Consider the following 24194-nt stretch of genomic DNA (forward strand, 5'->3'; position numbering starts at 1 on the left):
CCGTGGACTCCGTGACCGCGGCCCGCGCTGCCGCCCCCGTCGTGCTCATACACGCATCCTGGGTGATGCTGGTGATGCGGTGCAACGGAGTTTCCCGGTCCCCGGAACGGCCTGGAAACGCGCAAGAAAACGGAGGTTACCGATCCGGAACGTCCCGAGGGGCACCCTTGTGCGAATCGTTTCGACGGTCTTGGGTAGGACGAGTGCCGGCGCGGCTCGCCGAGAACCACGCCGGTGACATGGTGGTACCCGTAGGAGGATCCCGACATGTCCGACTCCATAACCGATGGCGGTGACTGTACGGAGCACCGCACCGCAGTCACCGAAGCCGAGGTGGAGGCCCTCGTCCGGGGCATCTGCTTCAAGACCGGCCCGCCCCGCACGCTCGGGGTCGAAGTGGAATGGCTCGTCCACGAGCTGCGGCTGCCGCAGCTCCCGGTGACACCCGAAAGACTCGAAGCGGCCTACGCCGCCCTGAGGACCGTGCCGCTGGCATCGCCGCTCACGGTCGAACCCGGCGGCCAGCTGGAGCTCAGCTCGCCGCCCGCCGCCTCCCTGATGGAGTGCGTGGCGACCGTCTCCGCCGACCTGGACACCGTCCGCGCGGTCCTCGCCGAGGACGGCCTGGGACTCGTCGGCGTCGGCCACGACCCCTGGCACGCACCCCGCCGGTTCCTGCACGAACCGCGCTACGACGCCATGGAGGCCTGCCTCGACCGCACCGGCACGGCCGGCCGGCACATGATGTGCACCTCCGCCTCCGTCCAGGTGTGCCTGGACGCCGGATACGAGGAACCCGGCCCGCTCGGGCACGAACGGCGCTGGTGGCTGGCACACCACCTGGGCGCGGTGCTGGTGGCGGCCTTCGCGAACTCCCCGCTGATCGGCCGGCAGCCCACGGGCTGGCGCTCCACCCGGCAGCTGCTGTGGACGGAGATCGGCGCCGGCCGCGCGGGCGCTCCCCCGTCGGACGGGCAGCCGCGGGACGCCTGGGCCCGGCATGTGCTGGACGCCCCGGTGATGTGCGTCCGCCGCGACGGCAGCCCGTGGGACGTGCCCGAGGGCCTGACCTTCCGCGAGTGGACCCGCTCGCGCTCGCCCCGGCCGCCCACCCGGGCGGATCTCGACTACCACCTGACCACCCTGTTCCCGCCGGTGCGACCGCGCGGCCACCTGGAGCTGCGCATGATCGACGCGCAGCCCGGGGACGACGGCTGGATCGTGCCGCTCGCGGTGACCGCGGCGCTGTTCGACGACCCGGAGGCCGCCGAAGCGGCGCACCGGACGGTGAAGCCCCTGGCGGAGCGGGCCCTGAACCTGCCCGCCCCGCACAATCCGCTGTGGATCGACGCGGCCCGGCAGGGGCTCACCGACCCCGAGCTGCGCGAGGCCGCCGTCGCCTGTTTCGCGGCGGCGCTGGAGGCCCTGCCCCGGCTCGGCGCCACACCCCCGGTCATCGAGGCCGTGACGACGTACCTGAACCGCTACGTCGTCCAGGGCCGCTGCCCGGCCGACGACCTGCTGGACCGTCTGCGCGGCACCGACAGCCGCGCCCACGGGAGGAAGGACATCCGCACATGACCGCCGCCGAGACCGAGGCCACGATCCCCGAGGCGGACAGCGAGGCGCTGCGCGAGCGCGCGCTCGCCTCGCTCACCACCGCCCGGGCCCGCACCACGCTGCTGACCAGCTGCGTCGAGGACCCGGACCTCACCGCCCAGCACTCCCCGCTGATGTCCCCACTGGTGTGGGACCTCGCGCACATCGGCAACCAGGAGGAGCAGTGGCTGCTGCGGGCGGTCGGCGGCCGGGAGGCGATGCGGCCCGAGATCGACGGCCTGTACGACGCCTTCGAGCACCCGCGCTCCGAGCGGCCCTCGCTGCCGCTGCTGCCGCCCGCCGAGGCCCGGCGGTACGCGGCCGAGGTGCGCGGCCGGGCCCTGGACCTGCTGGAGGCCGCGGACTTCCACGGCACCCGGCTGACCGAGGCGGGCTTCGCCTTCGGGATGATCGCCCAGCACGAACAGCAGCACGACGAGACGATGCTGATCACTCATCAGCTCCGCAGAGGGCCGCAGGCCCTGACCGCCCCCGACCCCGCACCGGCCCCGCTGTTCACGGGTCCGGCCGAAGTCCTCGTCCCCGGCGGCCCGTTCATGATGGGCACCTCCGGCGAGCCGTGGGCTCTGGACAACGAGCGTCCGGCGCACCCGGTGGACCTGGCACCGTTCTGGATCGACACGACGCCGGTGACCAACGCGGCGTACCAGGCGTTCATCGAGGACGGCGGCTACGGCACCGAGCGCTGGTGGACGCCCGAGGGCTGGGCGCACATCCGGCAGCACTCCCTCACCGCGCCGCTGTTCTGGCGCCGGGACGGCGGCCAGTGGCTCAGGCGCCGCTTCGGGGTCACCGAGGCCGTCCCGCCCGACGAGCCGGTGCTGCACGTGTGCTGGTACGAGGCGGACGCCTACGCCCGCTGGGCCGGGCGCCGGCTGCCCACCGAGGCGGAGTGGGAGAAGGCCGCCCGTCACGACCCGGCCACCGGCCGCTCGACCCGCTACCCGTGGGGCGACGCCGACCCGGCGCCCGAACACGCCAACCTGGGCCAGCGGCACCTCAGGCCCGCCCCTGCCGGCAGCTACCCGGCCGGTGAATCCCCGCTGGGCGTACGGCAGTTGATCGGTGACGTGTGGGAGTGGACGGCGAGCGACTTCCTGCCGTATCCGGGGTTCACGGCGTTCCCGTACAAGGAGTACTCGGAGGTGTTCTTCGGCTCGGACCACAAGGTGCTGCGCGGTGGTTCGTTCGCCGTGGACCCGGTGGCCTGCCGGGGCACGTTCCGCAACTGGGACCACCCGATCCGGCGGCAGATCTTCTCCGGGTTCCGCACCGCCCGCTCGGAGGCCGTCTGATGTGCCGTCACCTGGCCTATCTGGGGCCCGAGGAGCCGCTCGGCCGGCTCCTCACGGAGCCCCCGCACAGCCTGTACCGGCAGTCCTGGGCACCGCGGCGGCAGCGCTACGGGACGGTCAACGCCGACGGTTTCGGCGTGGGCTGGTACGCCCCCAACGATCCGGTCCCGGCCCGCTACCGGCGGGCCGGGCCGATCTGGGCGGACCTGTCCTTCACCGACCTGGCCCGGGTCGTGCGCAGCGGTGCCGTGCTCGCCGCCGTGCGCGACGCGACGCTCGCGGGCGCGGACGCCGAGGCCGCGGCGGCGCCCTTCACCTCCGGGCGGTGGCTGTTCAGCCACAACGGCGCGATCGCGGGCTGGCCCGACTCGGCGGCACCTCTGGCGCCCTCGCTGCCTCCGGTCGACCTGCTGTCGCTGGAGGCGCGCACCGACTCGGCGTTCGTGTGGGCCCTGGTCCTGCACCGGCTGCGCTCCGGTGACGACCCCGCCGACGCCCTGGGCGACACGGTTCGCCAACTGGCCGAGGCGGCCCCCGCCTCCCGGCTGAACCTGCTGCTCACCGACGGCGAGACCATCGCCGCCACCGCCTGGGGCGACAGCCTCTGGTACCGCACGGCGCCTGGACCCGGCACGGTCGTCGCCTCCGAGCCGTACGACGACGACCCGCTCTGGCAGGAGGCCCCCGACCGCACCGTCCTCACGGCGAGCCGCGCCGGCGTGCTGCTCGCCCCGCTGGAGGACCCGGCGTCCGTACCATCGAAGGAGCCCTGTACGTGAGTTCCCTGCGTGTCACCCGCACCCTTCCCGAGGACGCCACGGACGCCGCACTGCGCGCCGATGTCCGGCACGGCCTCACCGTCAACCCGAAGACGCTGCCGCCCAAGTGGTTCTACGACGCGCGGGGCAGCGAGTTGTTCGAGCAGATCACGGAGCTGCCCGAGTACTACCCCACGCGCGCCGAGCGCGAGATCCTCACGACCCGCTCGGGCGAGATCGCCGCCGCGAGCCGCGCCGGCGCCCTGATCGAACTGGGCTCCGGCTCCTCGGAGAAGACCCGCTACCTGATCGACGCGCTCACCTCCCTCAAGGCGTACGTCCCGGTCGACGTCAGCGACAGCGCCCTCACCCAGGCGGGCCAGGCGCTCGTCGAGGAGCGGCCGGGCCTCGAAGTCCACGCGCTCATCGCCGACTTCACGGCCCCGCTGGCCCTGCCCGAGACGCCCGGGCCCCGGCTGGTGGCGTTCCTCGGCGGCACGATCGGCAACCTGCTGCCCGCCGAGCGGGCGAAGTTCCTGGCGTCCGTGCGCGCCCTGCTCGTGCCGGGCGACGGCCTGCTGCTCGGCACGGACCTGGTCAAGGACGAGCGGGTGCTGGTCCGGGCGTACGACGACGCGGCCGGGGTGACGGCTGCGTTCAACAAGAACGTCCTCGCGGTCGTCAACCGGGAGCTGGGCGCCGACTTCGACCTCGACGCCTTCGACCATGTGGCGCTGTGGGACGCGGAACAGGAGTGGATCGAGATGCGGCTGCGCTCGCGCACCGCGCAGACGGTCAAGGTGCCCGCGCTGGACCTCGCCGTGGACTTCGCGGCGGGCGAGGAACTGCGCACCGAGGTGTCGGCGAAGTTCCGCAAGGACGGCGTGAGCGCCGAACTCGACGCCGCGGGGCTGGAGTTGACCCACTGGTGGACGGATGCGGAGGACCGCTTCGCGCTGTCGCTGAGCGTGGTGCAGTGAGTCAGCCCAGGTCGGTCGCGAGGGCTTCGGTGATGGTGTGGGAGGCCCGGCGGGCCTCCGTCGCCGGGTCGGCCCCGCCGAGCACCTCGGTCATGTACCCCTTGATCGGGTTGTCGGCCTCGACCGCCGCCCACTGAGGGGTGTTGGGGGTCGCCCGCCCGTGTGCGGCGCCCACCGCCATCGCGGCGACCCCCTCCTCCCCCGCCACCGCGCCCGCCAGGGTGGTCTTGTTGGGCACGTAGTTCATGGTGCGGGCGAGTTCGGTGTCCCATTTCGCGCCCGTGAGCGCCCCGATGACGGCCGTCGCGGCGAACTGGTCGTCGGTGTTCTGCGGGACGACGAGGTCGGACCCGCCGGTGAAGACCGTGCCGGGCCGGGCGGCGCTCTTGCCGGGCACCGGGAAGAAGCCCAGCTTGTCCTTGAGGCCCGGGTTCTGCTGCACGACGGACTGGGCGAGCCCCGGTACGGCGATGATCTGGGCCACCTTGCCGCCGGCGAACACCCCCGCCTGGGGCGGGTGTTCCTCGTCGGCGTCCACGGGCCCCTCGCCGAGCGCCTGGAGCCGCCGGTAGAAGTCCATGCCGCGCAGCGCGGCCGGTGTGTCCAGGGCGCCCCGCCACTGGTAGTCCTTCTGCACGGCCAGCTCGCCGCCCTCGTCCCAGATGAAGCCGGAGAGGGTGTACCAGTCCTGTCCGGCGAGGTAGATCCCCTGGTTGCCGCCGGAGTCGAGCTTCCGGGTGTCGGCGAGCCACTCGTCGCGGGTCTGCGGCGGGGTGGTGATGCCGGCCTGCGCGAAGAGGTCCTTGCGGTAGATCACGACCCGGTTGGCCGCGTACCAGGGCACGCCGTACTGCTTGTTGCCGTCCTTGCCGGGTTCGGCGAGGCCGCGCAGCCAGTGCTCCTTGCCCCAGTCGCGCATCGACTCCAGCGTCAGGTCGGCGAGCTGGCCGTCGTCGACGTACTGCGAGACCTGGGTGTTGCCCACCTCGATGACGTCGGGCGCGTCCTTGGCGTCGTCCTTGAGCGCCGCCCGGACCTTCGCCACGATGCCGGTCCAGTTCTGGATGCGGATGTCGAGACGCAGGTCCTGGTGGGTGCGTTCGAAGTCCTCGGTGAAGCGCCGCAGGAAGTCCTTCGAGGCGCTGTCCTTCATCAGCCACACGGTGACGGTGTGCCGCTGGTGCCCGCCGGGGAGGACCCCGCAGGCGCTGACGAGCGAGCCGGTGACGCAGAGGAGGGCGAGCAGACGACGTCTCACGAGGGGTCCTGTTCTGTCTGTCATGGGCGGTGCGGACAGGGAAAGGGGCCCGACGTGGGGGGACGGACACGAAGGTCCGTACGGGTGTACGGGATTTTGGTATGGACCAATGCAGAGGTCAAGCGCTACCGGGGGTACGCGGGCGACGCCTCGCGCGCCGGGCGCGGATACGGCACGGTGGAGTACGGCGTGACATACCGGTCACGACGGACGTGGGACACAGGCACACCTCGCCGGCCCCACGGCGGAGAGGAGCACCCGCATGACGAACCACACCTACCGGGTCACCGAGATCGTCGGCAGCTCGCACGAGGGCATCGACCAGGCCATCCGCAACGCCATCGCACGCGCCGACCAGACCCTGCGCAACCTGGACTGGTTCGAGGTGACCCAGATCCGCGGCCAGCTCGCGGGCGGGCGGATCGAGCACTACCAGGTCGGCCTGAAGGTAGGATTCCGCATCGAGGACGGCGAGTAGGACATCAGGTCCGGCCCTCCCGCTCCTGGGCGTCCTCCAGCGCGGCGGACTTCGCGGCCCAGCGGGCCCGCACGACGGTGAATCCGGCCCGTTCGGCGTCGTCGCACACCAACTCGTCGTCGTCGACGAGGAACCGGACCTCACGGTCCCGGGCGATCCGGCGCAGGACCTCCAGCTTGGTGAACCGGGCGGGCCTGCGGTCGGCGTTGCCCCGCATACGGACGCGTCCTTCGGGCAGCCTGTGGGCGGCGAGCCAGGCCAGCGTGTCGCGCCGGCAGCGCTCGGGCCGCCCGGTGAGGTACACGATCTCGCACTCCCGGGACGTCTCCAGGCAGAGCGCCACGCCCTGAACGAGCGGCGGATCCCCGGGCGCGGCCGCGAAGAACGCGGCCCAGTTCCGCGGGCGTTCCTCCAGGAAGCGCTGGCGGTGCGCGGTGTCGGCAAGGGTGTTGTCCAGATCGAACACGGCAACCGGCCGCTGACTGCTGTCTGTCACCCGGTCACCCTAGCCACCCATGGCAAATTGCTAATGGAATCCATTTTCATATAGCGTCCTCGGTGCCTGCCCGACCCGCAGTACCGAGGAGGAATCCCATGGCCGTTCCCAAACGGAAGACGTCCCGCAGCAACACCCGCCACCGCCGCGCCCAGTGGAAGGCGGCCACCCCGGCGCTGGTGCCCGTGACGGTCGACGGCGTCCGGCATCTCGTACCGCAGCGGCTGGTCAGGGCGTACGAGCGCGGGCTGCTGCGCCCCGGGGGACTGAACCGGCGATGACACACTCCCCGTCCGGGCCGCTGCCCGTCACCGTCCTGTCCGGCTTTCTCGGCGCCGGGAAGACCACACTGCTCAACCACGTCCTCGCGGGCCGCGCCGGCCTGCGGGTCGCGGTGATCGTCAACGACATGAGCGAGGTCAACATCGACGCGGCGCTGGTGCGCGGCGGCGAGGCCGCCCTCTCGCGCACCGAGGAACGCCTGGTGGAGCTGACCAACGGGTGCATCTGCTGCACCCTGCGCGACGACCTCCTGGAGGAGGTCGCCCGGCTGGCCCGGGAGGGCCGCTTCGACCACCTGCTCATCGAGTCCTCGGGCATCTCCGAGCCGCTGCCGGTCGCCGCCACGTTCGCCTTCACGCGCGACGACGGCGCGACACTCGGCGGCCTCGCCCGTCTCGACACCATGGTCACAGTGGTCGACGCGGCGAACTTCCTGCCCGAGCTGGCGCGCGGCGACGACCTGGCGGCGCGCGGCCTCGACCAGTTCGAGGACGACGAGCGCACCGTCAGCGATCTCCTGGTGGACCAGGTCGAGTTCGCCGACGTCATCGTGCTCAACAAGCTCGACCTGGTGGACGAGGCCATCGCCGGACGGCTGCGCGCGACCCTCGCCCGGCTCAACCCCCTCGCGCGGATCGTCCCCGCCGTGCACGGCCGGGTCGGCCTCCAGGAGGTGCTGGGCACCGGGCTGTTCGACCTGGAGCGGGCGCAGCAGGCGCCCGGCTGGGTGCGGGAGCTGAACGGCGACCATGTTCCGGAGACCGAGGAGTACGGCATCTCCTCGCTGGTGTTCCGTGCCGAACGCCCCTTCCATCCCGGGCGGTTGTGGCGGTTCGTGACACAGGAGCTGGACGGGGGCCGGTTCGGGCGGGTGCTGCGGTCCAAGGGCTTCTTCACGCTGGCCGGGCGGGACCGGGTGGCCGGACTGTGGTCCCAGGCGGGCGCCGTGGCCCGCTTCGAACCGTCCGGCGTACGCGACCTTGAGGCGCCGCACGCCCAGGAACTCGTCTTCATCGGAACCGGGTTGCGCGCCGAAGACCTGCGCACCGCGCTGGCGGCCTGTCTGCTGGCGCCCGGCGAGCGTGTTCCGCAGGCCGACCCGTTCCCCGCCTGGGCCCTGCACGGAGCCGACGACGCCTGCGAGGCAGAGCTGTCGGTGCCGGCGCACTGACGGTGCGTGACGGCGGGAATCCTGGAGCCGCCACGGTGTTGAACCCTGCGTGAGTGCAGTGATCGCCCGGACCAGGTTCTCCGTCCTCGACCGCTCCCGCACCCGCGAGGGGCACCCGCCCGCCGAGGCGCTGCGGGACACCGTTGCGCTGGCGCGGGAGGCGGAGGCGCTCGGCTACCACCGTTTCTGGGTGTCCGAGCACCACGGCGTGCCCGGCGTCGCCGGGTCCGCGCCGACCGTGCTGGCCGCCGCGGTGGCCGCCGCGACCCGCACGATCCGGGTCGGCACCGGCGGGGTCATGCTGCCCAATCACCGACCGCTCGTCGTCGCCGAGCAGTTCGGGGTGCTGGAGTCGCTCTTCCCGGGCCGGATCGACATGGGGCTCGGCCGTTCCGTGGGCTTCACCGACGGGGTACGCAAGGCTCTCGGGCGGGACAAGGACGACGCCGGGGACTTCGCGGCGCAGCTCGGCGAACTGCTCGGCTGGTTCGCCGGGACCTCGCCGACCGGGGTGCACGCCCGCCCGGCGGAGGGCCTGCGGGTACCGCCGTTCGCGCTGGCGATGGGCGAGGGCGCGCGGATCGCGGCCCGCGCGGGAGTGCCGATGGTCATCGGGGACATGCGGAGCCGGGAGAAGATGCTGCGCGGCATCGACCAGTACCGCTCCCTGTTCCGCCCCTCCCCCTGGGCGTCCGAGCCGTACGTCGTGATCTCCGGCACGGTCGCGGTCGCCGGGACCCCGGAAGCCGCGCGGCGGCTGCTCGTACCGGAGGCCTGGGCCATGGCGTACGCGCGCACCCACGGCACCTTCCCGCCCCTGGCCCCGGCCGAGGAGATCCTGGCCCGGACGATGACCGCGAGGGAACGGGACCTCTACGAGTCCGGGCTCGCCGGTCACCTCGCCGGCGCCGAGGACCAGGTCGCCGACGAACTGGAGACGGTCCTGAAAGAGACGGGCGCCGACGAAGTACTCGTCACCACCAGCACCTACGACCGTGCGGCGCTGCTGGACTCCCACCGGCGCCTCGCCTCGCTGTTCGCGCCCCACCGCTGAGCGGCTCAGCCCTCCACACCGGCCGGCTTCTCGGCGCGGATCGCCACGGAACCGTCGGCCGTGCCCACCACCGCCCGGTCGCCCGGGCCCAGCTCGCCGGAGAGCAGCAGGTCGGCGAGGCGGTCGTCCACCTCGCGCTGGATGGTGCGGCGCAGCGGGCGCGCGCCGAAGTCGGGCTGGTGGCCGATGTTCGCGAGCAGGTCGGCGGCCGCGTCGGTGACCTCCAGGGAGACGTCCTGGGCGTGCAGGCGGCGCCGGGTGTGCTCCAGCAGCAGATCGACGATCCGGCGCAGCTGAGCGCGGTCCAGGCCGCGGAAGACGATGATCTCGTCGATGCGGTTGAGGAACTCCGGCCGGAAGTGCTGGCTGAGGATCGGCATCACCGACTCGCGGACCTTGGCGTAGTCCTCCACACCGGCGGCCAGGATGCGGTCGGCACCGATGTTCGACGTCATGATGACGACGGTGTTCTTGAAGTCGACGGTGCGGCCCTGGGAGTCGGTGAGCCGGCCGTCGTCCAGGAGCTGCAACAGGGTGTTGAACACATCCGGGTGCGCCTTCTCCACCTCGTCCAGCAGGAGAACGGCGTACGGCTGCCGGCGCACCGCCTCGGTGAGCTGGCCGGCCTCCTCGTGGCCGACGTATCCGGGAGGGGCACCGACCAGGCGGGAGACCGTGTGCCGCTCCTGGAACTCGCTCATGTCGAGACGGATCATGCGGCTCTCGTCGCCGAAGAGGGCGGCGGCGAGGGCACGGGCCAGTTCGGTCTTGCCGACGCCGGTCGGGCCGAGGAAGAGGAAACTGCCGACGGGACGGTTGGGATCGCTCATGCCGGCGCGGGCCCGGCGCACCGCGCGGGCGACGGCGGTGATCGCCTCGTCCTGCCCGACGACCCGCTCGTGCAGGTGCTCCTCCAGCTTCATCAGCCGCGCCCGCTCCTCCTCGGTGAGCTGCGAGACCGGGATGCCGGTGGTGCGGGAGACGACCTGTGCGATGTCCTCGGCGGTGACCTTCGGGGCGTGCTCCTCGGCCTTGCCCGCCGTGGCCAGCCGTGCCTCGGCCTCCTGGATGCGGTCACGCAGGTCCCTGGCGCGCTCGTACTCCTCGTCGGCGACCGCCTGGTCCTTCTCCCGGTTCAGGGCGGCGATCCGGTCCTCGATCTCCCGGGTGTCCGCGAGGGGGGTCCGGGCGCGCAGCCGGACCCGGGCGGCGGCCTGGTCCATCAGGTCGATCGCCTTGTCGGGCAGGAAGCGGGAGGTGATGTACCGGTCGGACAGCTCGGCCGCGGCGACCACCGCCTCGTCGGTGATCCGGACCTGGTGGTGGGCCTCGTACCGGTCGCGCAGGCCGCGCAGGATCTCGATGGTGTCGTCCACGCCGGGCTCGCCGACCAGGATGGGCGCGAAGCGGCGCTCCAGGGCGGCGTCCTTCTCGATGTGCCTGCGGTACTCGTCCACGGTCGTCGCGCCGATCAGATGCAACTCGCCACGCGCCAGGGCCGGCTTGAGCATGTTCCCCGCATCCAGGGCGCCCTCGCCGCCGCCTCCGGCGCCGACGACGGTGTGCATCTCGTCCAGGAACAGGATCAGTTCGTCCCCGTGCTCGCGGACCTCGTCGAGGAGTCTCTTCAGCCGCTCCTCGAACTCGCCCCGGTACTTGGTGCCGGCCACCATGCCGGCCAGGTCCAGCGAGACCAGCCGTTTGCCGGCGAGCGTGCTGGGCACGTCCCCGGCGACGATGCGCTGGGCGATGCCTTCGACCACGGCGGTCTTGCCGACACCGGGATCGCCGATCAGGACGGGGTTGTTCTTGCTGCGCCGGGAGAGCACCTCGATGGTCTGCTCGACCTCCTCCTCGCGCCCGATCACCGGGTCCAGGCGGCCGGCCCGGGCGTCCTCGGTGAGATCGCGGCCATACTCGTCCACGGTCGGCGTGCTGCTCGGCTTCTTCCGCTCGCCCGCGCCCTCGGTGGGCAGCCGGGCCGGCTCCCAGCCGCCTTCCCCGAGCACCTGCCCGGCCGCCGACTCCGGGTTCGCGGCGAGCGCGCGCAGCAGGTGGCCGGGGCCGATGTAGGAGGCTCCCTCGGCGCGGGAGATCCGGTAGGCGTCGAGCAGGGCGCGCTTGGCGGCCGGGGTGAGCGCGGCGGGCTCGGTCTTCTCGGCGCCGTTCGCGCCGGTGCCGAGCTGCTCGCGGATGCGGTCGGGGTCGGCGCCGGCCTCGGCGAGCAGGCGCCGGGTGGATTCGTTGCGGGTGGCGGCGGCCAGCAGGTGCCGGGCGTCGAGTTCCTCGCTGCCCTCGACCGCGGCGATGTCCCGGGCCTCGGCCACCAGGTCCCGGGCCCGCTCGGAGAGCAGGCTGCCGATGTCGACGCGCTGGGTCCGCCGGGCGGACGCGGCCGGTCCGCCGCCGAAGAACCGGGACATCAGCTCGTCGAACTCCTCGAACGGGCTGCGTCCGAAACCGAAACCGGGGGTGCTCATGGGGCGGGGCCTTTCTGGAGCGGCGGACGTCCGCCCCCAAAATCGCATAAATGGTGCACATATGCATGGGAGCCGCTCCGAGATGCGAACCCGACCGGAGCCGGTGACCCTGGAAGCAAGCCTCAAGCCGCGAGGAGGGCTGTTATGTCCATGCTGGACAAGCTCAAGGGCCTGCTCAAGGGCCACGAGGACACCGCCCGGCAGGGCGTCGACAAGGCGGGCGACGCGTTCGACGAGCGGACCGGGAACAAGTACCAGTCCCAGGTCGACACGGCCCAGCAGCAGCTGAAGGACGAGCTGGGAAACCAGGAGCGGGACATCCCTCCGCATCCGTAGCCGGGGCCCGGCGGGCTAGAATCGCGGAGTTTGTCCCCGCCCGACAGGCCCGTACGGAGTGTCCGCCCGATGCACAGCCCCCACGATCCGTACGACCCCTACGTCCGTGTCCGCGGCGCCCGCGAGCACAACCTCAAGGGCGTCGACGTGGACATCCCTCGGGACGTACTGGCCGTGTTCACCGGCGTGTCCGGCTCGGGGAAGTCGTCCCTGGCGTTCGGCACCGTCTATGCCGAGGCACAGCGACGCTACTTCGAGTCGGTCGCGCCGTACGCGCGCAGGCTGATCCACCAGGTCGGGGCCCCCAAGGTCGGCGAGATCACCGGGCTGCCGCCCGCGGTCTCCCTCCAGCAGCGCCGCTCGGCCCCCACCTCGCGCTCCTCGGTGGGTACGGTCACCAACCTCTCCAACTCCCTGCGCATGCTGTTCTCGCGCGCCGGCGACTACCCGCGCGGAGCCGAACGGCTCGATTCGGACGCGTTCTCCCCCAATACGGCGGCCGGTGCCTGCCCCCAGTGCCATGGTCTCGGCCAGGTGCACCGCACCACCGAGGAACTGCTGGTCCCCGACCCCTCGCTGTCGATCCGTGAGGGCGCGATCGCCGCGTGGCCGGGCGCCTGGCAGGGCAAGAACCTGCGCGACCTCCTCGACGCGCTCGGGTACGACGTGGACCGGCCCTGGCGCGAGCTGCCCGCCGAGCAGCGGGAGTGGATCCTTTTCACGGACGAGCAGCCGGTCGTCACCGTCCATCCGGTCCGGGACGCCGACCGGATCCAACGGCCGTACCAGGGCACGTACATGAGCGCGCGCCGGTATGTGATGAAGACGTTCTCCGACACCAAGTCCGCCACGCTGCGGGCGAAGGCCGAGCGCTTTCTGACCAGTGCGCCCTGCCCGGTGTGCGGCGGCAGCAGGCTGCGACCCGAGGCCCTGGCGGTGACCTTCGGCGGCCGGACCATCGCCGAACTGGCCGCACTGCCGCTGACCGACCTGGCCGGGCTGCTCCACGGCGGCTCGGAGACCGCCCGTGTCCTCACCGAGGACCTGCGGTCCCGGATCGCGCCGGTCGTGGAGCTGGGCCTCGGCTATCTCAGCCTGGACCGGGCCGCCCCCACCCTGTCGGCGGGCGAGCTGCAACGGCTGCGGCTGGCCACCCAGTTGCGCTCGGGGCTGTTCGGTGTCGTGTACGTGCTGGACGAGCCGTCGGCCGGACTGCACCCGGCGGACACCGAGGCCCTGCTCACGGTGCTGGACCGGCTGAAGACGGCCGGCAACTCGGTGTTCGTGGTGGAGCACCACCTGGAGGTGGTGCGCGGCGCCGACTGGCTGGTGGACGTGGGTCCCGGCGCGGGCGAGCACGGCGGGCGGGTGCTGTACAGCGGCCCGGTGGCCGAGCTTGCCTCGACCGAGGAGTCGGCCACGGCCCGCTATCTGTTCGACGAGGCCCCGGGCCCGGCGCGTGAGGTCCGCGAGCCGCGCGGCTGGCTGACGGTGGGCCCGGTGACGCGGCACAACCTGCGCGCGGTGACGGCCGAGTTCCCGCTCGGTGCGTTCACCGCCGTCACCGGTGTCTCCGGCTCCGGGAAGTCCACGCTCATCGGCGAGTTGACGGAGGAACCGGCCGGGGTGGGCCGTCTGGTCCGGGTGGACCAGAAGCCGATCGGGCGCACTCCGCGCTCCAATCTCGCCACGTACACGGGCCTGTTCGACGTCGTACGGAAGGTGTTCGCCGCCACCGACGCGGCACGCGAACGCGGGTACGGCGTCGGGCGGTTCTCCTTCAATGTGGCGGGAGGGCGCTGCGAGACCTGCCAGGGCGAGGGGTTCGTCAGCGTCGAGCTGCTGTTCCTGCCGAGCACGTACGCACCGTGCCAGGAGTGCGGCGGTGCCCGCTACAACCCCGAGACCCTCCAGGTGTCGTACCGGGGGCGCAACGTCGCGGAGGTCCTCGACCTCACCGTCGAGGACGCGGCCGCGTTCTTCGCGGACGTCCCGGCCGCGGCCCGCAGCCTGGGCACGCTCCTCGACGTGGGCCTCGGCTATCTGCGTCTGGGCCAGCCCGCCACCGAGCTGTCCGGCGGGGAGGCCCAGCGGATCAAGCTGGCCAGTGAGCTGCAGCGCGGCCGCCGCGCGCACACCCTCTACCTGCTGGACGAGCCGACGACCGGGCTGCACCCGGCCGACGTCGAGGTGCTGATGGACCGGCTGCACGGGCTCGTCGACGCCGGGCACACGGTCGTCGTGGTCGAGCACGACATGACGGTGGTGGCGGAGGCCGACTGGGTGATCGACCTGGGGCCGGGCGGCGGCGACCGGGGCGGGCGCATCGTGGCGGCCGGGCCGCCGCAGCGGGTGGCGCGGGCGGAGGGCAGCGCCACGGCGCCCTACCTGGCCCGGGTCATGCCCTGACATCGGGAAGCCTGCGGGGCCAGCAGGGCCGCATGGGTCCAGGCGGGCTCGGGGGTGACCGGCTGGGCGGCACGGGCGAGGGCACGGCGGTCGCGATGGGCTCCGGGCGGTATCGCCGGGCACACCTCCACCTCGGCCACCAGGCCCCGCGCGTGGGCGACCCGCCACAGGGAGGCGAGCAGGGTGTCCTCGCCGACGAACGCGGCCGCGGTGCTCGTCCCTCCCTCGTCCTGCCGGTAGCGCAGCCGGACCGGCTGTACGGGCACGCCCGCGTCCAGGGCTGCCTGGAAGACGGCCCGGTGGAAACGGCCGTGGGCCCGCCCGCACCAGGTGCTGCCCTCGGGGAAGGCGACCACCGCCGCCCCCTGGCTCAGGGCCTGCGCGATCCGGGCGACCGTGCCGGGCAGGGCGCGCAGCCGGTCACGCTCGATGAACAGCGCCCCGCCCCGCGCGACCACGGCGCCCGCCACGGGCCACCGGCGGATCTCGGTCTTGGCGATCATCCGGGCGGGCCGTACGGCGGCGAGCAGCGGTATGTCCAGCCAGGAGACATGGTTGGCGACCAGCAGCAGTCCGCCGGTCGGTGCGGCGGCGCCGGTGACACGGACCCGTACCCCGATGGCCCGCACGACCATGCGGCACCACCGCCTGACCCACTCGGCGGGGATCCTCCCGCCCAGCGGGGAGAGCAGGATCCCGGCCAGCACCAGCAGTGCGACCGCGGTGAGCCGCAGCACGGCGCGCGGTACGGCCGTGGCGGAACCGGCCGGCTCCACGCAGGCGCCCGGAGTACAGGGCGCGACGGGCAGCCAGACGCTCATCAGGCCGGCACGAGGGAGAGGAAGTGCCGCAGGTAGCGCGCGTTGACCCGGCGCATCGACAGCAGCACGTACAGGTCGGCGACCCCGAAGTCCGGGTCGTGGGCGGGCTCCCCGCACACCCAGGCGCCGAGGCGGAGGTAGCCGCGCAGGAGGGCCGGCAGATCGCTGTGTCCGGCCGGGACCTCGGCGTTCGGGATCCACGGCCGCAGCGGCCGTACCCGGAACTCCTCCGGCGCCAGGTGCTTGGCGCGCACCCGCTCCCAGGCACCGGTGGCCAGGGTGCCGCCGTCGGCGAGCGGCACCGAGCAGCAGCCCGCCAGCCACTCGTGGCCCCGGTCCACCATGTAGCGGGCTATCCCGGCCCAGATCAGGCCGATGACCGTGCCGTCGCGGTGGTCGGGGTGCACGCAGGAGCGGCCGACCTCGACCAGACCGGAGCGGATCCCGTCGAGCGGGGCCAGATCGAACTCGCCCTCGGAGTACAGGCGGCCGGCGACCGCGGCGCGTTCGGGCGGCAGCAGCCGGTAGGTGCCGACGACCTCGCCGGTGCGGCCGTCCCGGATGAGGAGGTGGTCGCAGTACGCGTCGAAGGCGTCCATGTCCAGGCCCGGCTCCGGGCCGTCGAGACGGGCGCCCATCTCCCCGGCGAACACCAGGTGGCGCAGGCGCTGCGCGGCCCGGACGTCGTCCTGGTCACGGGCGAGCGACACCAGGTAACCGGAGCCGCCGGGCGGGGCGGCGAGGGCGGGGGGCGAGGCGGGCATGGCGGTCATGGAGGTCTCCTGCGCCGAGCGGAAGCATGAGGAAATCTGCACCTGCTTTCTTCCGCGACCGGCTGGCCTCGGCGTGACCGGCGCGGGACACCTGGGTGTGCGGCTGCTGAATGCCGGGGTTCGGCGTCCGCCGGACATGCCAGACGGGACCGGGATGAGCACCTCTCCCGGTCCCGCCCGTCCGCCCACTTTTCGGCGAACGTCACCTGCAGCGCGCCCCAAGGGGCGCGGGGAACTGCGCGAGCAACCCCCACGCACCCGCACTTCCCGGCGGCGCTACCTCTTCCCCGCCTTCCGGGCAGCCCGCAGCCACTCCTTGTTCATGCTCGTGATGGACACCAGCGGAATCCCCTTGGGACAAGCCGTCGCACACTCACCCGTCAGCGTGCACCCCCCGAACCCCTCCGAATCCATCTGCGCCACCATGTCCAGCACCCGCGTCTCCCGCTCCGGCGCCCCCTGCGGCAGCACATTCAGATGGTTGATCTTGGCGGAGGTGAACAACATCGCCGCCCCGTTGGGACACGCCGCCACACACGCCCCGCACCCGATGCACTCCGCGTGCTCGAACGCGAAGTCGGCGTCCGCCTTCGGCACCGGCGTCGCATGCGCCTCCGGCGCGGACCCGGTGGGCGCGGTGACGTAGCCGCCGGCCTGGATGATCCGGTCGAACGCGGACCGGTCGACGACCAGATCCCTGATCACCGGGAACGCCGACGCCCGCCAGGGCTCGATGTCGATCGTGTCGCCGTCCTGGAAGGACCGCATGTGCAGCTGGCAGGCGGTGGTCCGCTCGGGACCGTGCGCCTCGCCGTTGATGACGAGCGAACACGCACCGCAGATCCCCTCGCGGCAGTCGTGGTCGAAGGCGACAGGCTCCTCCCCGGAGAGGATGAGCTGTTCGTTGAGGATGTCGAGCATCTCCAGGAAGGACATGTCCGACGAAATGCCGTCCACCGCGTAGGTGGACATCGCGCCGTCGGCGTCGGCGTTCTTCTGCCGCCAGACGCGCAGGGTGAGCTTCATGCGTAGCTCCGCTGGGTGGGGTGGACGTACTCGAAGACCAGGTCTTCCTTGTGCAGGGTCGGGGCGACGCCCGTGCCGGTGAACTCCCAGGCCGCTGCGTAGGCGAACGTGTCGTCCCGGCGGGCGGCTTCACCCTCGGGGGTCTGGGACTCCTCGCGGAAGTGGCCGCCGCAGGACTCGGCGCGGTGCAGCGCGTCGAGGCACATCAGCTCGGCGAGCTCCAGGTAGTCGACGATGCGGTTGGCCTTCTCCAGCGACTGGTTGAACTCCTCGCCGGTGCCCGGCACCTTGATGCGCCGCCAGAACTCCTCGCGGATCTGCGGGATGCGTTCCAGCGCCTTGCGCAGCCCGGATTCGGTGCGGGCCATGCCGCAGAACTCCCACATCAGCTCGCCCAGTTCACGATGGAAGGAGTCGGGGGTGCGGTCGCCGTCGACGGCCAGGAGGAGGTTCAGCCGGTCCTCCGTGTCGGCCAGCATCTCCTGGACGACCGGGTGTTCGGGGGTCACCGGGTCCTGGTGCGGGTTGCGGGCGAGGTAGTCGTTGATGGTGGCCGGCAGGACGAAGTAGCCGTCGGCCAGGCCCTGCATCAGCGCCGAGGCGCCGAGCCGGTTGGCGCCGTGGTCGGAGAAGTTGGCCTCGCCGATCGCGAACAGGCCCGGGACGGTGGTCTGCAGGTCGTAGTCGACCCACAGGCCGCCCATCGTGTAGTGCACGGCCGGGTAGATGCGCATCGGCACTTCGTAGGGATCCTCGTCGGTGATCCGCTGGTACATGTCGAAGAGGTTGCCGTACCTGGCCTCGACGGCCGCCCGGCCCATGCGCCGGATCGCATCGGCGAAATCGAGGTAGACACCCTGCCCGCCGGGGCCGATTCCCCGTCCCTCGTCGCAGACGTTCTTCGCGGCACGGGAGGCGATGTCCCGTGGGACCAGGTTGCCGAAGGAGGGGTAGATGCGCTCCAGGTAGTAGTCGCGCTCGTCCTCGGGGATCTGGTTCGGCGGCCTGGTGTCTCCCTTGGCCTTCGGTACCCAGATCCGGCCGTCGTTGCGCAGCGACTCGCTCATCAGGGTGAGCTTGGACTGGTGGTCGCCGGTGCGCGGAATACAGGTCGGGTGGATCTGTGTGAAGCAGGGGTTGGCGAAGTGGGCACCGCGCCGGTGCGCCCGCCAGACGGCGGTCGCGTTGGAGTTCATGGCGTTCGTGGACAGGTAGAAGACGTTTCCGTAGCCGCCGCTCGCGAGCACGACGGCGTCGGCGACGTACGTGTCGGTCTTCCCCGTGACGAGGTCCCGCGCGACGATGCCGCGTGCCCGCCCGTCCACGACGATCAGGTCCAGCATCTCGGTGCGCGGATGCATCTCCACGTTGCCTGCGGCGATCTGCCGGGACAGCGCCTGGTAGGCGCCCAGCAGCAGTTGCTGACCCGTCTGGCCGCGGGCGTAGAACGTACGGGACACCTGGACGCCGCCGAAGGAGCGGGTGTCGAGCAGGCCGCCGTACTCGCGGGCGAACGGCACGCCCTGGGCCACGCACTGGTCGATGATCTCGACAGAGATCTGCGCGAGACGGTGCACGTTGGACTCGCGGGCGCGGAAGTCGCCGCCCTTGACGGTGTCGTAGAAGAGGCGGTGGATGGAGTCACCGTCGTTGCGGTAGTTCTTCGCCGCGTTGATACCGCCCTGGGCGGCGATGGAGTGGGCCCGGCGCGGAGAGTCCTGGTAGCAGAACTGGACGACGTGGTAGCCCTGTTCGGCGAGGGTGGCGCCCGCCGCGCCGCCGGCCAGGCCCGTGCCCACGACGATGATCGTGTGCTTGCGCCGGTTGGCGGGGTTGACCAGCCTGGCCTCGAAGCGGCGCTTGTCCCAGCGCTCGTGGACGGGGCCGGAGGGAGCCTTGCTGTCGACGGCCGGCTCCCCGGTCGTGTAGTCGGTGTACGAGGTCATGGTCAGCTCACCACTCCGGTCATGACGCCCACGGGTACGGCGATGAAGCCGGCCGTGAGCAGCAGCGCGAGGACGTCGGCGATGGTCTTCAGGGCGCGGTCGCGGGCGCGGCTGCCCACGCCGAGGGTCTGGGCGGCGCTCCAGAAGCCGTGCCGGATGTGCAGGCCGAGCGCGAGCATCGCGACGATGTAGATGACGTTGCCGTACCAGGTGGAGAAGGTGTCGACCACGTTCTGGTACGGGTGGCCCGCCTGGAAGCCGCCGGAGTGCACGGTGCCGGTGGTCAGGTCCAGGACGTGCCAGACGATGAACAGGCCGAGGATGATCCCGCCCCAGCGCATGGTGCGCGTCGCGTAGCTCGCCTGCGGCTTCCTGTGCACGTACTTGCTCGGGCGCGCCTTGATGTCGCGGCGGCTGAGCTGGTACGCGCAGACGGCGTGTGCGACGACGGCGCCGGCGAGCACGACGCGGATGAGCCAGAGCGTCCACTCGTAGTGCATGAAGGGTTCGCCGACGGTGCGCAGCCAGTGGCCGTAGTGGTTGAACTCCTCCGGGCCGAAGAAGATCTTCAGGTTGCCGATCACATGGGCGACCAGGTACATCAGCATGATCACGCCGCTGACGGCCATCACTGTCTTCTTGCCGACGGTGCTGTCCCACACGGTGCGCGCCATGGACGGCCGTCGGTCCGTCCGCGTTGCCAGAGCCATGGCATAAGACGCTAGGGCCAACCGGCCCCATCGGTCCAAGACATGGTCCAGCTGGATTCAATAGGCAGGAGCTATCGTGAAGCCATGCAGTTCCAGCAGCTCCAGTACTTCGTGGCCGTCGCCGAGACCCGGCACTTCACCCGGGCCGCCGAACTCGTGCATGTCGCCCAGCCCTCCCTCTCCCAGCAGATCAAGGCGCTGGAGCGGGAGCTGGGCGCCGACCTGTTCCTGCGCGCCCGGGGCAACATCACGCTCACCGACGCGGGCGAGGCCCTGCTGCCGCTGGCCCGGCGGATCCTGGCCGACGCGGACACGGCCCGGCACGAGGTGCAGGAACTGGTGCAGCTGCGGCGCGGGCGGGTGCGGCTGGGGGCGACGCCGAGCCTGTGCACGGGCCTGCTGCCCGACGTCCTGCGCGCCTTCCACGACCGCTACCCCGGCATCCAGCTGCTGATCGAGGAGGGCGGGTCGCACGACCTCGTACGGGAGCTGGCGCGCGGCGCCCTGGACCTCGCCCTGGTCGTGCTGCCGCTGCCGACGCCCGCGCCCGCGCTGACGACGGTGGAGCTGCTGCGGGAGGACCTCGTGGTGGTGTCCTCGCCGGAGATGCCGGCGCCGGGGCGAGGAGGCCGGGCGGTGGACATCGCCGGTCTGGAGGGCGAGCGGCTGGTGATGTTCCGGCACGGGTACGACCTGCGCGAACTGACGGTGGCCGCGTGCCGCTCCGCCGGGTTCGAGCCGGACTTCGCGGTGGAGGGGGGCGAGATGGACGCGGTGCTGGGGTTTGTGCGGGCGGGGCTCGGAGTGGCCGTGGTGCCGCGGATGGTGGCGACCAGATCCGGGCACGGTCTGCGGGTGACTCCGTTGGCTCGGCCGGGGCTGCACCGGACCATTGCGTTGGCTCACCGCAGTGACGTGGCGCCGCCGCGGGCTGCGCGGGAGTTGCAGCGGATGTTGCTTGAGCGGTGACGGTGTGTGTCGCCGGGTGCGTCTGCCTCTGAAGCGCCGTTTCGGGCTTTTCCGCCGTCGTGGTTGCTCGCGCAGTTCCCGGCGCCTCTCAGGGAACTGCGCTGCGCCTCCTTGAAAAGTTCACCCCGTCGCGTCCACCAGCGCCAGGTCGTGCAGGCGCTCCGGTGGGCCCGGGCGGGCGTAGTACCAGCCCTGGGCGGTGTCGCAGCCCAGTATGCGCAGTTGCTCGGCCTGGGCGCCCGTTTCCACGCCTTCCACGGTCACCGCGAGGTCGAGGCTGTGGGCCAGCGAGACGATGCCCTCGACGATCTTCAGGTCGACGGGATCGGCCGGGAACTGCTGCATGCCCCGGGTGAAGGAGCGGTCCAGTTTGAGGATGCTCACCGGGAGGCGGCGCAGGTTGGCGAGGTTGGAGTAGCCGGTGCCGAAGTCGTCCAGGGCGATGTCGACGCCCATCTCGGCGAGTCGGCGCAGCGGTTTGAGGAGATCGTCGTCGGCGCCGATCAGGGCCGACTCGGTGACCTCCAGGCAGAGGGCCTCCGGCGTGACGCCCGAGCGCTCGAGGATGTCCACCGTGTCCTGGACCAGGCCGGGATGGCTGAGCTGGCAGGGCGACAGGTTGACGTTGATGCGCAGAGGGCCGGCGGTCGTCTGTTCGCCGTAGCGTTCTCGCCATTCGCGGGCCTGGCGGATGGACTCCTCCAGGACCCAGCGGCCGAGCGGGACGATCAGGCCCGTGTGCTCGGCGAGCGGGATGAAGCGGTCGGGCCCGAGGACGCCGTGCTGCGGGTGCAGCCAGCGCACGAGCGCCTCGGCGCCGCGGACGCTGCCGTCGCCGAGATGGACCAGGGGCTGGTACTCGATGAAGAACTCGCCGCGCTCCAGGGCCGTCGGCAGGGCGGTGGTCAGGCCGTGCCGGGTGATCGCGCGGGCGTCGGCCTCGGCGTCGGCGAGTTCCGAGCGGTTGCCGCCCGCCGACTTGGCCCGGTACATGGTGATGTCGGCGCTTCGGAGGATCTCCGCCGCGGTGCGTTCGCCCGCCGGGCCCTCGACGATGCCCAGGCTGCCGCGCACCAGCAGGTCCCGGCCGTCGATGCTGACCGGGGTGGTCAGCGCGTTCATGATGCGTTCGGCGAGTTCGTCGACCTTGCGCTCGGTGCCGGGCCCCGTGGTCAGGGCCACGAACTCGTCGCCGCCGAGCCGGGCGACCATCTCGCCGGGCGCGGTCGCGCAGGACTGGAGCCGGTCGGCGACCTCCACCAGCAGCCGGTCGCCGGCCGCGTGGCCTAGGCTGTCGTTGATGGTCTTGAAGCCGTCCAGGTCGAGGTAGCACAGGCCGAAGCGCTGCCCCTCGCCCGCGCCCAGTACCTTCTCCAGGCGCTCGAAGAACAGCGTACGGTTGGGTAGTCCGGTGAGCGCGTCGTGCGTGGCCTCGTAGCGCAGCCGCAGGTGGAGCAGGCGCCGTTCGGTGGTGTCCTCCATGAGCGCCAGCTGGTACTGCGGGTTGCCGTCGGGGTCGCGCAGCAGGGAGACCGTCAGATTGGTCCACAGGACCGTGCCGTCGGGCCGGTTGAAGGCCTTCTCCACGTGGTAGTGCTCGCGCCCACCGCGCACCAGCTCGTCGTAGAGCTTCCAGGTCTGGGGAGCGTCCTCGGGGTGCGTCCAGTCGAAGACCCGGCGGCCGCGCAGCGTCTGCTCGGAGAGCCCGAACATGCGCAGCAGCGCCTTGTTGACCTGGAGTACGTTGCCGTCCAGGTCGGCGATGCCGATTCCTATCGCCGCGCCTTCGAAGACGGCGCGGAACCGGGCCTCGCTGGCATGCAGCGCCTGCGCCACCACGCCCTGGGCCCGCAACGCGGCCTGGGCGATGGCCTCCTGCTCGGCGAGCGTACGTTCACGCAGCGCCTGCGCGTACCCGGCGGCCATCGCGTGCTGCAACCGCGAGGAGCGCATGCGCAGTTCGTCCTGGGGGCCGTCCTCGCCGCAGTAGAGGACCAGATAGGCGTCGACGCAGTCCAGGGTGCGGGTGAGCGCCTCGGGATCGGTGCAGTGCGCCTCGACCAGGGCGGCACCGACCGCCTTCGCCTCCTCGGCGTCGAAGCTGCGGGCCCGCAGCAGGCTGCTCAACCGGTGTGCGAGCGGCAGGAGTTCCTCCTCGAACTCCGCACGGGTGAGCGACGTGGAGGTGACCGGGAAGAGGGACCGGCTCCAGATCGTCGTCAGCCGGCGCAGTCTGCCCTCCGGCCCGTCCGGCTCCGCGCTCACGCCGTACGCCCCACGCCGGCGAATCCGGAGAAGGCATACGGATCCTCGTCCTCCGGCGCCGACTCCGGGCGCCAGTGCGGCATCGGCACCAGTCCGGGTTCCACCATGTCGTACCCCTCGAAGAACCGCGCGATCTCGTCGCGCGAGCGCATGATCAGCGGGTTGCGAATGTCCCTGTATACGTCCACCACGCCCTCGGCCCGCTCCGGCGGCAACGGGATTCCCTCGTACGAGGCATGGGTGAGGATCAGCAGGCTGCCGGGCGCGAGCGCCTCGCGCAGCTCCGCCACCGCACCGTAGGGGTCGTCCACGTCTTCCACGAAGTGCAGTATGGCAACGAGAAGGACGGCGACTGGCCGATTCAGGTCGATAAGACGTTCCCGCCCCGGGCTGGAGAGGATTTCCTGGGGCTTGCACAGATCCGCGGCGACCACGTCGACGGCCTCGTTGCCCCGCAGCACCGCCTGGCTGTGCGCCACCGCCACCGGATCGTGGTCGACGTAGAGGACCCGGGCGCCCGGTACGGCGGCCTGGGCCACCTCGTGGACGTTGCCGAACGTCGGGATGCCCGAGCCGATGTCGAGGAACTGGGTGATGCCCTCCTCGGCCGCGAAGCGCACGGCCCGGCGCATGAACGCCCGGTTGGCCTGCATGATCTTCGGCAGGCCCGGCATGAACTCCATCGCCTTGCGGGCCGCTTCCCGGTCAACCTCGAAGTTGTGCGATCCGCCCAGGTAGTAGTCGTAGATACGCGAGACGCTCGGCACCGAGATGTCGATGCTCCGTGGCGCCCAGGCGGGACGCTCCATGTATCTCTCCAAGGCGTGGGCGACAGGGACAGGCGATCCGGTGTTCGAGCTGAGGCTACTGATCGCCCGGCAAAGGAGCGACCCGAAACGGAAATTGACCATCCGTTCCCGGTCACTGCCTGCGGCAAGTGCCCATGTGACCCCGCTGTGTGACAGCCGTCCGGCAGGACGGAACGCCGCCTGACACAACGGTCCGCCCCCTCCGTGCGGTGCGGAGGGGGCGGACCTTCGGTCAGGCGCCGGTGGGCGGGGCGATCG

At 71.8% G+C, this 24194-nt stretch carries 21 protein-coding genes; 11 read left to right on the forward strand and 10 right to left on the reverse strand.

The features are described 5' to 3' along the window. Nucleotides 1–267: 267 nt before the first annotated feature. The 4 genes from egtA to egtD are packed head-to-tail and all read left to right on the forward strand — an operon-like array spanning nt 268 to nt 4653. A complete protein-coding gene (gene egtA / locus AQI88_RS00660; RefSeq protein WP_066990005.1) occupies nt 268–1581 on the forward strand; it encodes an ergothioneine biosynthesis glutamate--cysteine ligase EgtA in 1314 nt (437 codons plus the stop codon). Beyond that, nucleotides 1578–2915: an ergothioneine biosynthesis protein EgtB gene (egtB, locus tag AQI88_RS00665; RefSeq protein WP_066990008.1), complete on the forward strand. Its 1338-nt coding sequence runs from the start codon at nt 1578–1580 to the stop codon at nt 2913–2915. The genes egtA and egtB overlap by 4 nt, the downstream gene beginning before the upstream one ends. Next, nucleotides 2915–3694, forward strand: coding sequence for an ergothioneine biosynthesis protein EgtC (gene egtC, locus AQI88_RS00670; RefSeq protein ID WP_066990011.1), 780 nt, complete (start codon nt 2915–2917; stop codon nt 3692–3694). The genes egtB and egtC overlap by 1 nt, the downstream gene beginning before the upstream one ends. After that, the gene (gene egtD, locus AQI88_RS00675; protein ID WP_066990014.1) at nt 3691–4653 is read left to right on the forward strand and encodes an L-histidine N(alpha)-methyltransferase; all 963 of its coding nucleotides are present in this window, start codon (nt 3691–3693) and stop codon (nt 4651–4653) included. Before egtC ends, egtD begins: the two co-directional genes overlap by 4 nt. 1 nt (nt 4654) lies before the next feature. Here the strand turns inward: egtD and AQI88_RS00680 are convergent, their stop codons facing one another. Continuing rightward, nucleotides 4655–5911, reverse strand: coding sequence for an extracellular solute-binding protein (locus AQI88_RS00680; RefSeq protein WP_066990017.1), 1257 nt, complete (start codon nt 5909–5911; stop codon nt 4655–4657). Between the two features lie 262 nt (nt 5912–6173). Between AQI88_RS00680 and AQI88_RS00685 the strand changes: the two genes are divergently transcribed. Then, nucleotides 6174–6389, forward strand: a complete 216-nt coding sequence (locus AQI88_RS00685) for a dodecin (RefSeq protein WP_066990020.1) — start codon at nt 6174–6176, stop codon at nt 6387–6389. Nucleotides 6390–6393: 4 nt separating this feature from the next. On the opposite strand, the gene AQI88_RS00690 is transcribed toward AQI88_RS00685, so the two are convergent. Next, a complete protein-coding gene (locus AQI88_RS00690) occupies nt 6394–6885 on the reverse strand; it encodes a phosphatase domain-containing protein (RefSeq protein ID WP_066990023.1) in 492 nt (163 codons plus the stop codon). Nucleotides 6886–6983: 98 nt separating this feature from the next. Between AQI88_RS00690 and rpmF the strand changes: the two genes are divergently transcribed. From rpmF to AQI88_RS00705, 3 genes are read left to right on the forward strand one after another with little or no spacing between them, the layout of a single operon-like run. Then, a complete protein-coding gene (rpmF, locus tag AQI88_RS00695) occupies nt 6984–7166 on the forward strand; it encodes a 50S ribosomal protein L32 (protein WP_066990026.1) in 183 nt (60 codons plus the stop codon). Beyond that, nucleotides 7163–8338 (forward strand): GTP-binding protein, encoded by a 1176-nt coding sequence (locus tag AQI88_RS00700; protein ID WP_066990029.1) that lies wholly within the window; start codon nt 7163–7165, stop codon nt 8336–8338. The genes rpmF and AQI88_RS00700 overlap by 4 nt, the downstream gene beginning before the upstream one ends. Before the next feature lie 49 nt (nt 8339–8387). Then, nucleotides 8388–9392, forward strand: a complete 1005-nt coding sequence (locus tag AQI88_RS00705) for an LLM class flavin-dependent oxidoreductase (RefSeq protein ID WP_066990032.1) — start codon at nt 8388–8390, stop codon at nt 9390–9392. Between the two features lie 5 nt (nt 9393–9397). On the opposite strand, the gene AQI88_RS48405 is transcribed toward AQI88_RS00705, so the two are convergent. After that, nucleotides 9398–11872: an ATP-dependent Clp protease ATP-binding subunit gene (locus AQI88_RS48405; RefSeq protein ID WP_066990035.1), complete on the reverse strand. Its 2475-nt coding sequence runs from the start codon at nt 11870–11872 to the stop codon at nt 9398–9400. A gap of 144 nt (nt 11873–12016) precedes the next feature. On the opposite strand from AQI88_RS48405, the gene AQI88_RS00715 reads away from it, so the two are divergent. Together AQI88_RS00715 and AQI88_RS00720 are read left to right on the forward strand one after the other, a co-directional pair. Beyond that, nucleotides 12017–12208: an antitoxin gene (locus AQI88_RS00715; RefSeq protein WP_066990038.1), complete on the forward strand. Its 192-nt coding sequence runs from the start codon at nt 12017–12019 to the stop codon at nt 12206–12208. A 69-nt stretch (nt 12209–12277) separates the two neighbouring features. Next, complete coding sequence (locus AQI88_RS00720) at nt 12278–14617, forward strand: ATP-binding cassette domain-containing protein (RefSeq protein ID WP_066990040.1); 2340 nt, start codon at nt 12278–12280, stop codon at nt 14615–14617. On the opposite strand, the gene AQI88_RS00725 is transcribed toward AQI88_RS00720, so the two are convergent. The 5 genes from AQI88_RS00725 to AQI88_RS00745 all read right to left on the reverse strand — a co-directional run bounded on the left by AQI88_RS00725 (nt 14593) and on the right by AQI88_RS00745 (nt 19857). Continuing rightward, nucleotides 14593–15438 (reverse strand): lysophospholipid acyltransferase family protein, encoded by an 846-nt coding sequence (locus AQI88_RS00725; RefSeq protein ID WP_066990042.1) that lies wholly within the window; start codon nt 15436–15438, stop codon nt 14593–14595. The two genes, AQI88_RS00720 and AQI88_RS00725, sit on opposite strands and share 25 nt — an antisense overlap. Further along, entirely contained in the window at nt 15438–16211 is a 774-nt protein-coding gene (locus tag AQI88_RS00730) for a GNAT family N-acetyltransferase (RefSeq protein ID WP_066990045.1), read from the reverse strand. Before AQI88_RS00730 ends, AQI88_RS00725 begins: the two co-directional genes overlap by 1 nt. A gap of 276 nt (nt 16212–16487) precedes the next feature. After that, a complete protein-coding gene (locus AQI88_RS00735) occupies nt 16488–17237 on the reverse strand; it encodes a succinate dehydrogenase/fumarate reductase iron-sulfur subunit (protein ID WP_066990048.1) in 750 nt (249 codons plus the stop codon). Further along, the gene (locus tag AQI88_RS00740; protein WP_066990051.1) at nt 17234–19183 is read right to left on the reverse strand and encodes a fumarate reductase/succinate dehydrogenase flavoprotein subunit; all 1950 of its coding nucleotides are present in this window, start codon (nt 19181–19183) and stop codon (nt 17234–17236) included. Before AQI88_RS00740 ends, AQI88_RS00735 begins: the two co-directional genes overlap by 4 nt. A 2-nt stretch (nt 19184–19185) precedes the next feature. Further along, nucleotides 19186–19857, reverse strand: coding sequence for a succinate dehydrogenase (locus AQI88_RS00745; RefSeq protein WP_066990054.1), 672 nt, complete (start codon nt 19855–19857; stop codon nt 19186–19188). 120 nt (nt 19858–19977) lie between these two features. On the opposite strand from AQI88_RS00745, the gene AQI88_RS00750 reads away from it, so the two are divergent. After that, nucleotides 19978–20862: a LysR family transcriptional regulator gene (locus AQI88_RS00750; RefSeq protein ID WP_066990057.1), complete on the forward strand. Its 885-nt coding sequence runs from the start codon at nt 19978–19980 to the stop codon at nt 20860–20862. Between the two features lie 120 nt (nt 20863–20982). Here the strand turns inward: AQI88_RS00750 and AQI88_RS00755 are convergent, their stop codons facing one another. Both AQI88_RS00755 and AQI88_RS00760 read right to left on the reverse strand, forming a co-directional pair. Beyond that, nucleotides 20983–23127 (reverse strand): putative bifunctional diguanylate cyclase/phosphodiesterase, encoded by a 2145-nt coding sequence (locus tag AQI88_RS00755; protein WP_066990058.1) that lies wholly within the window; start codon nt 23125–23127, stop codon nt 20983–20985. Continuing rightward, nucleotides 23124–23936, reverse strand: a complete 813-nt coding sequence (locus AQI88_RS00760) for an SAM-dependent methyltransferase (protein WP_066990059.1) — start codon at nt 23934–23936, stop codon at nt 23124–23126. Before AQI88_RS00760 ends, AQI88_RS00755 begins: the two co-directional genes overlap by 4 nt. Between the last annotated feature and the right edge of the window lie 258 nt (nt 23937–24194).

The organism is Streptomyces cellostaticus, from assembly GCF_001513965.1.
GTDB classification, from domain to species: Bacteria; Actinomycetota; Actinomycetes; order Streptomycetales; family Streptomycetaceae; genus Streptomyces; species Streptomyces cellostaticus.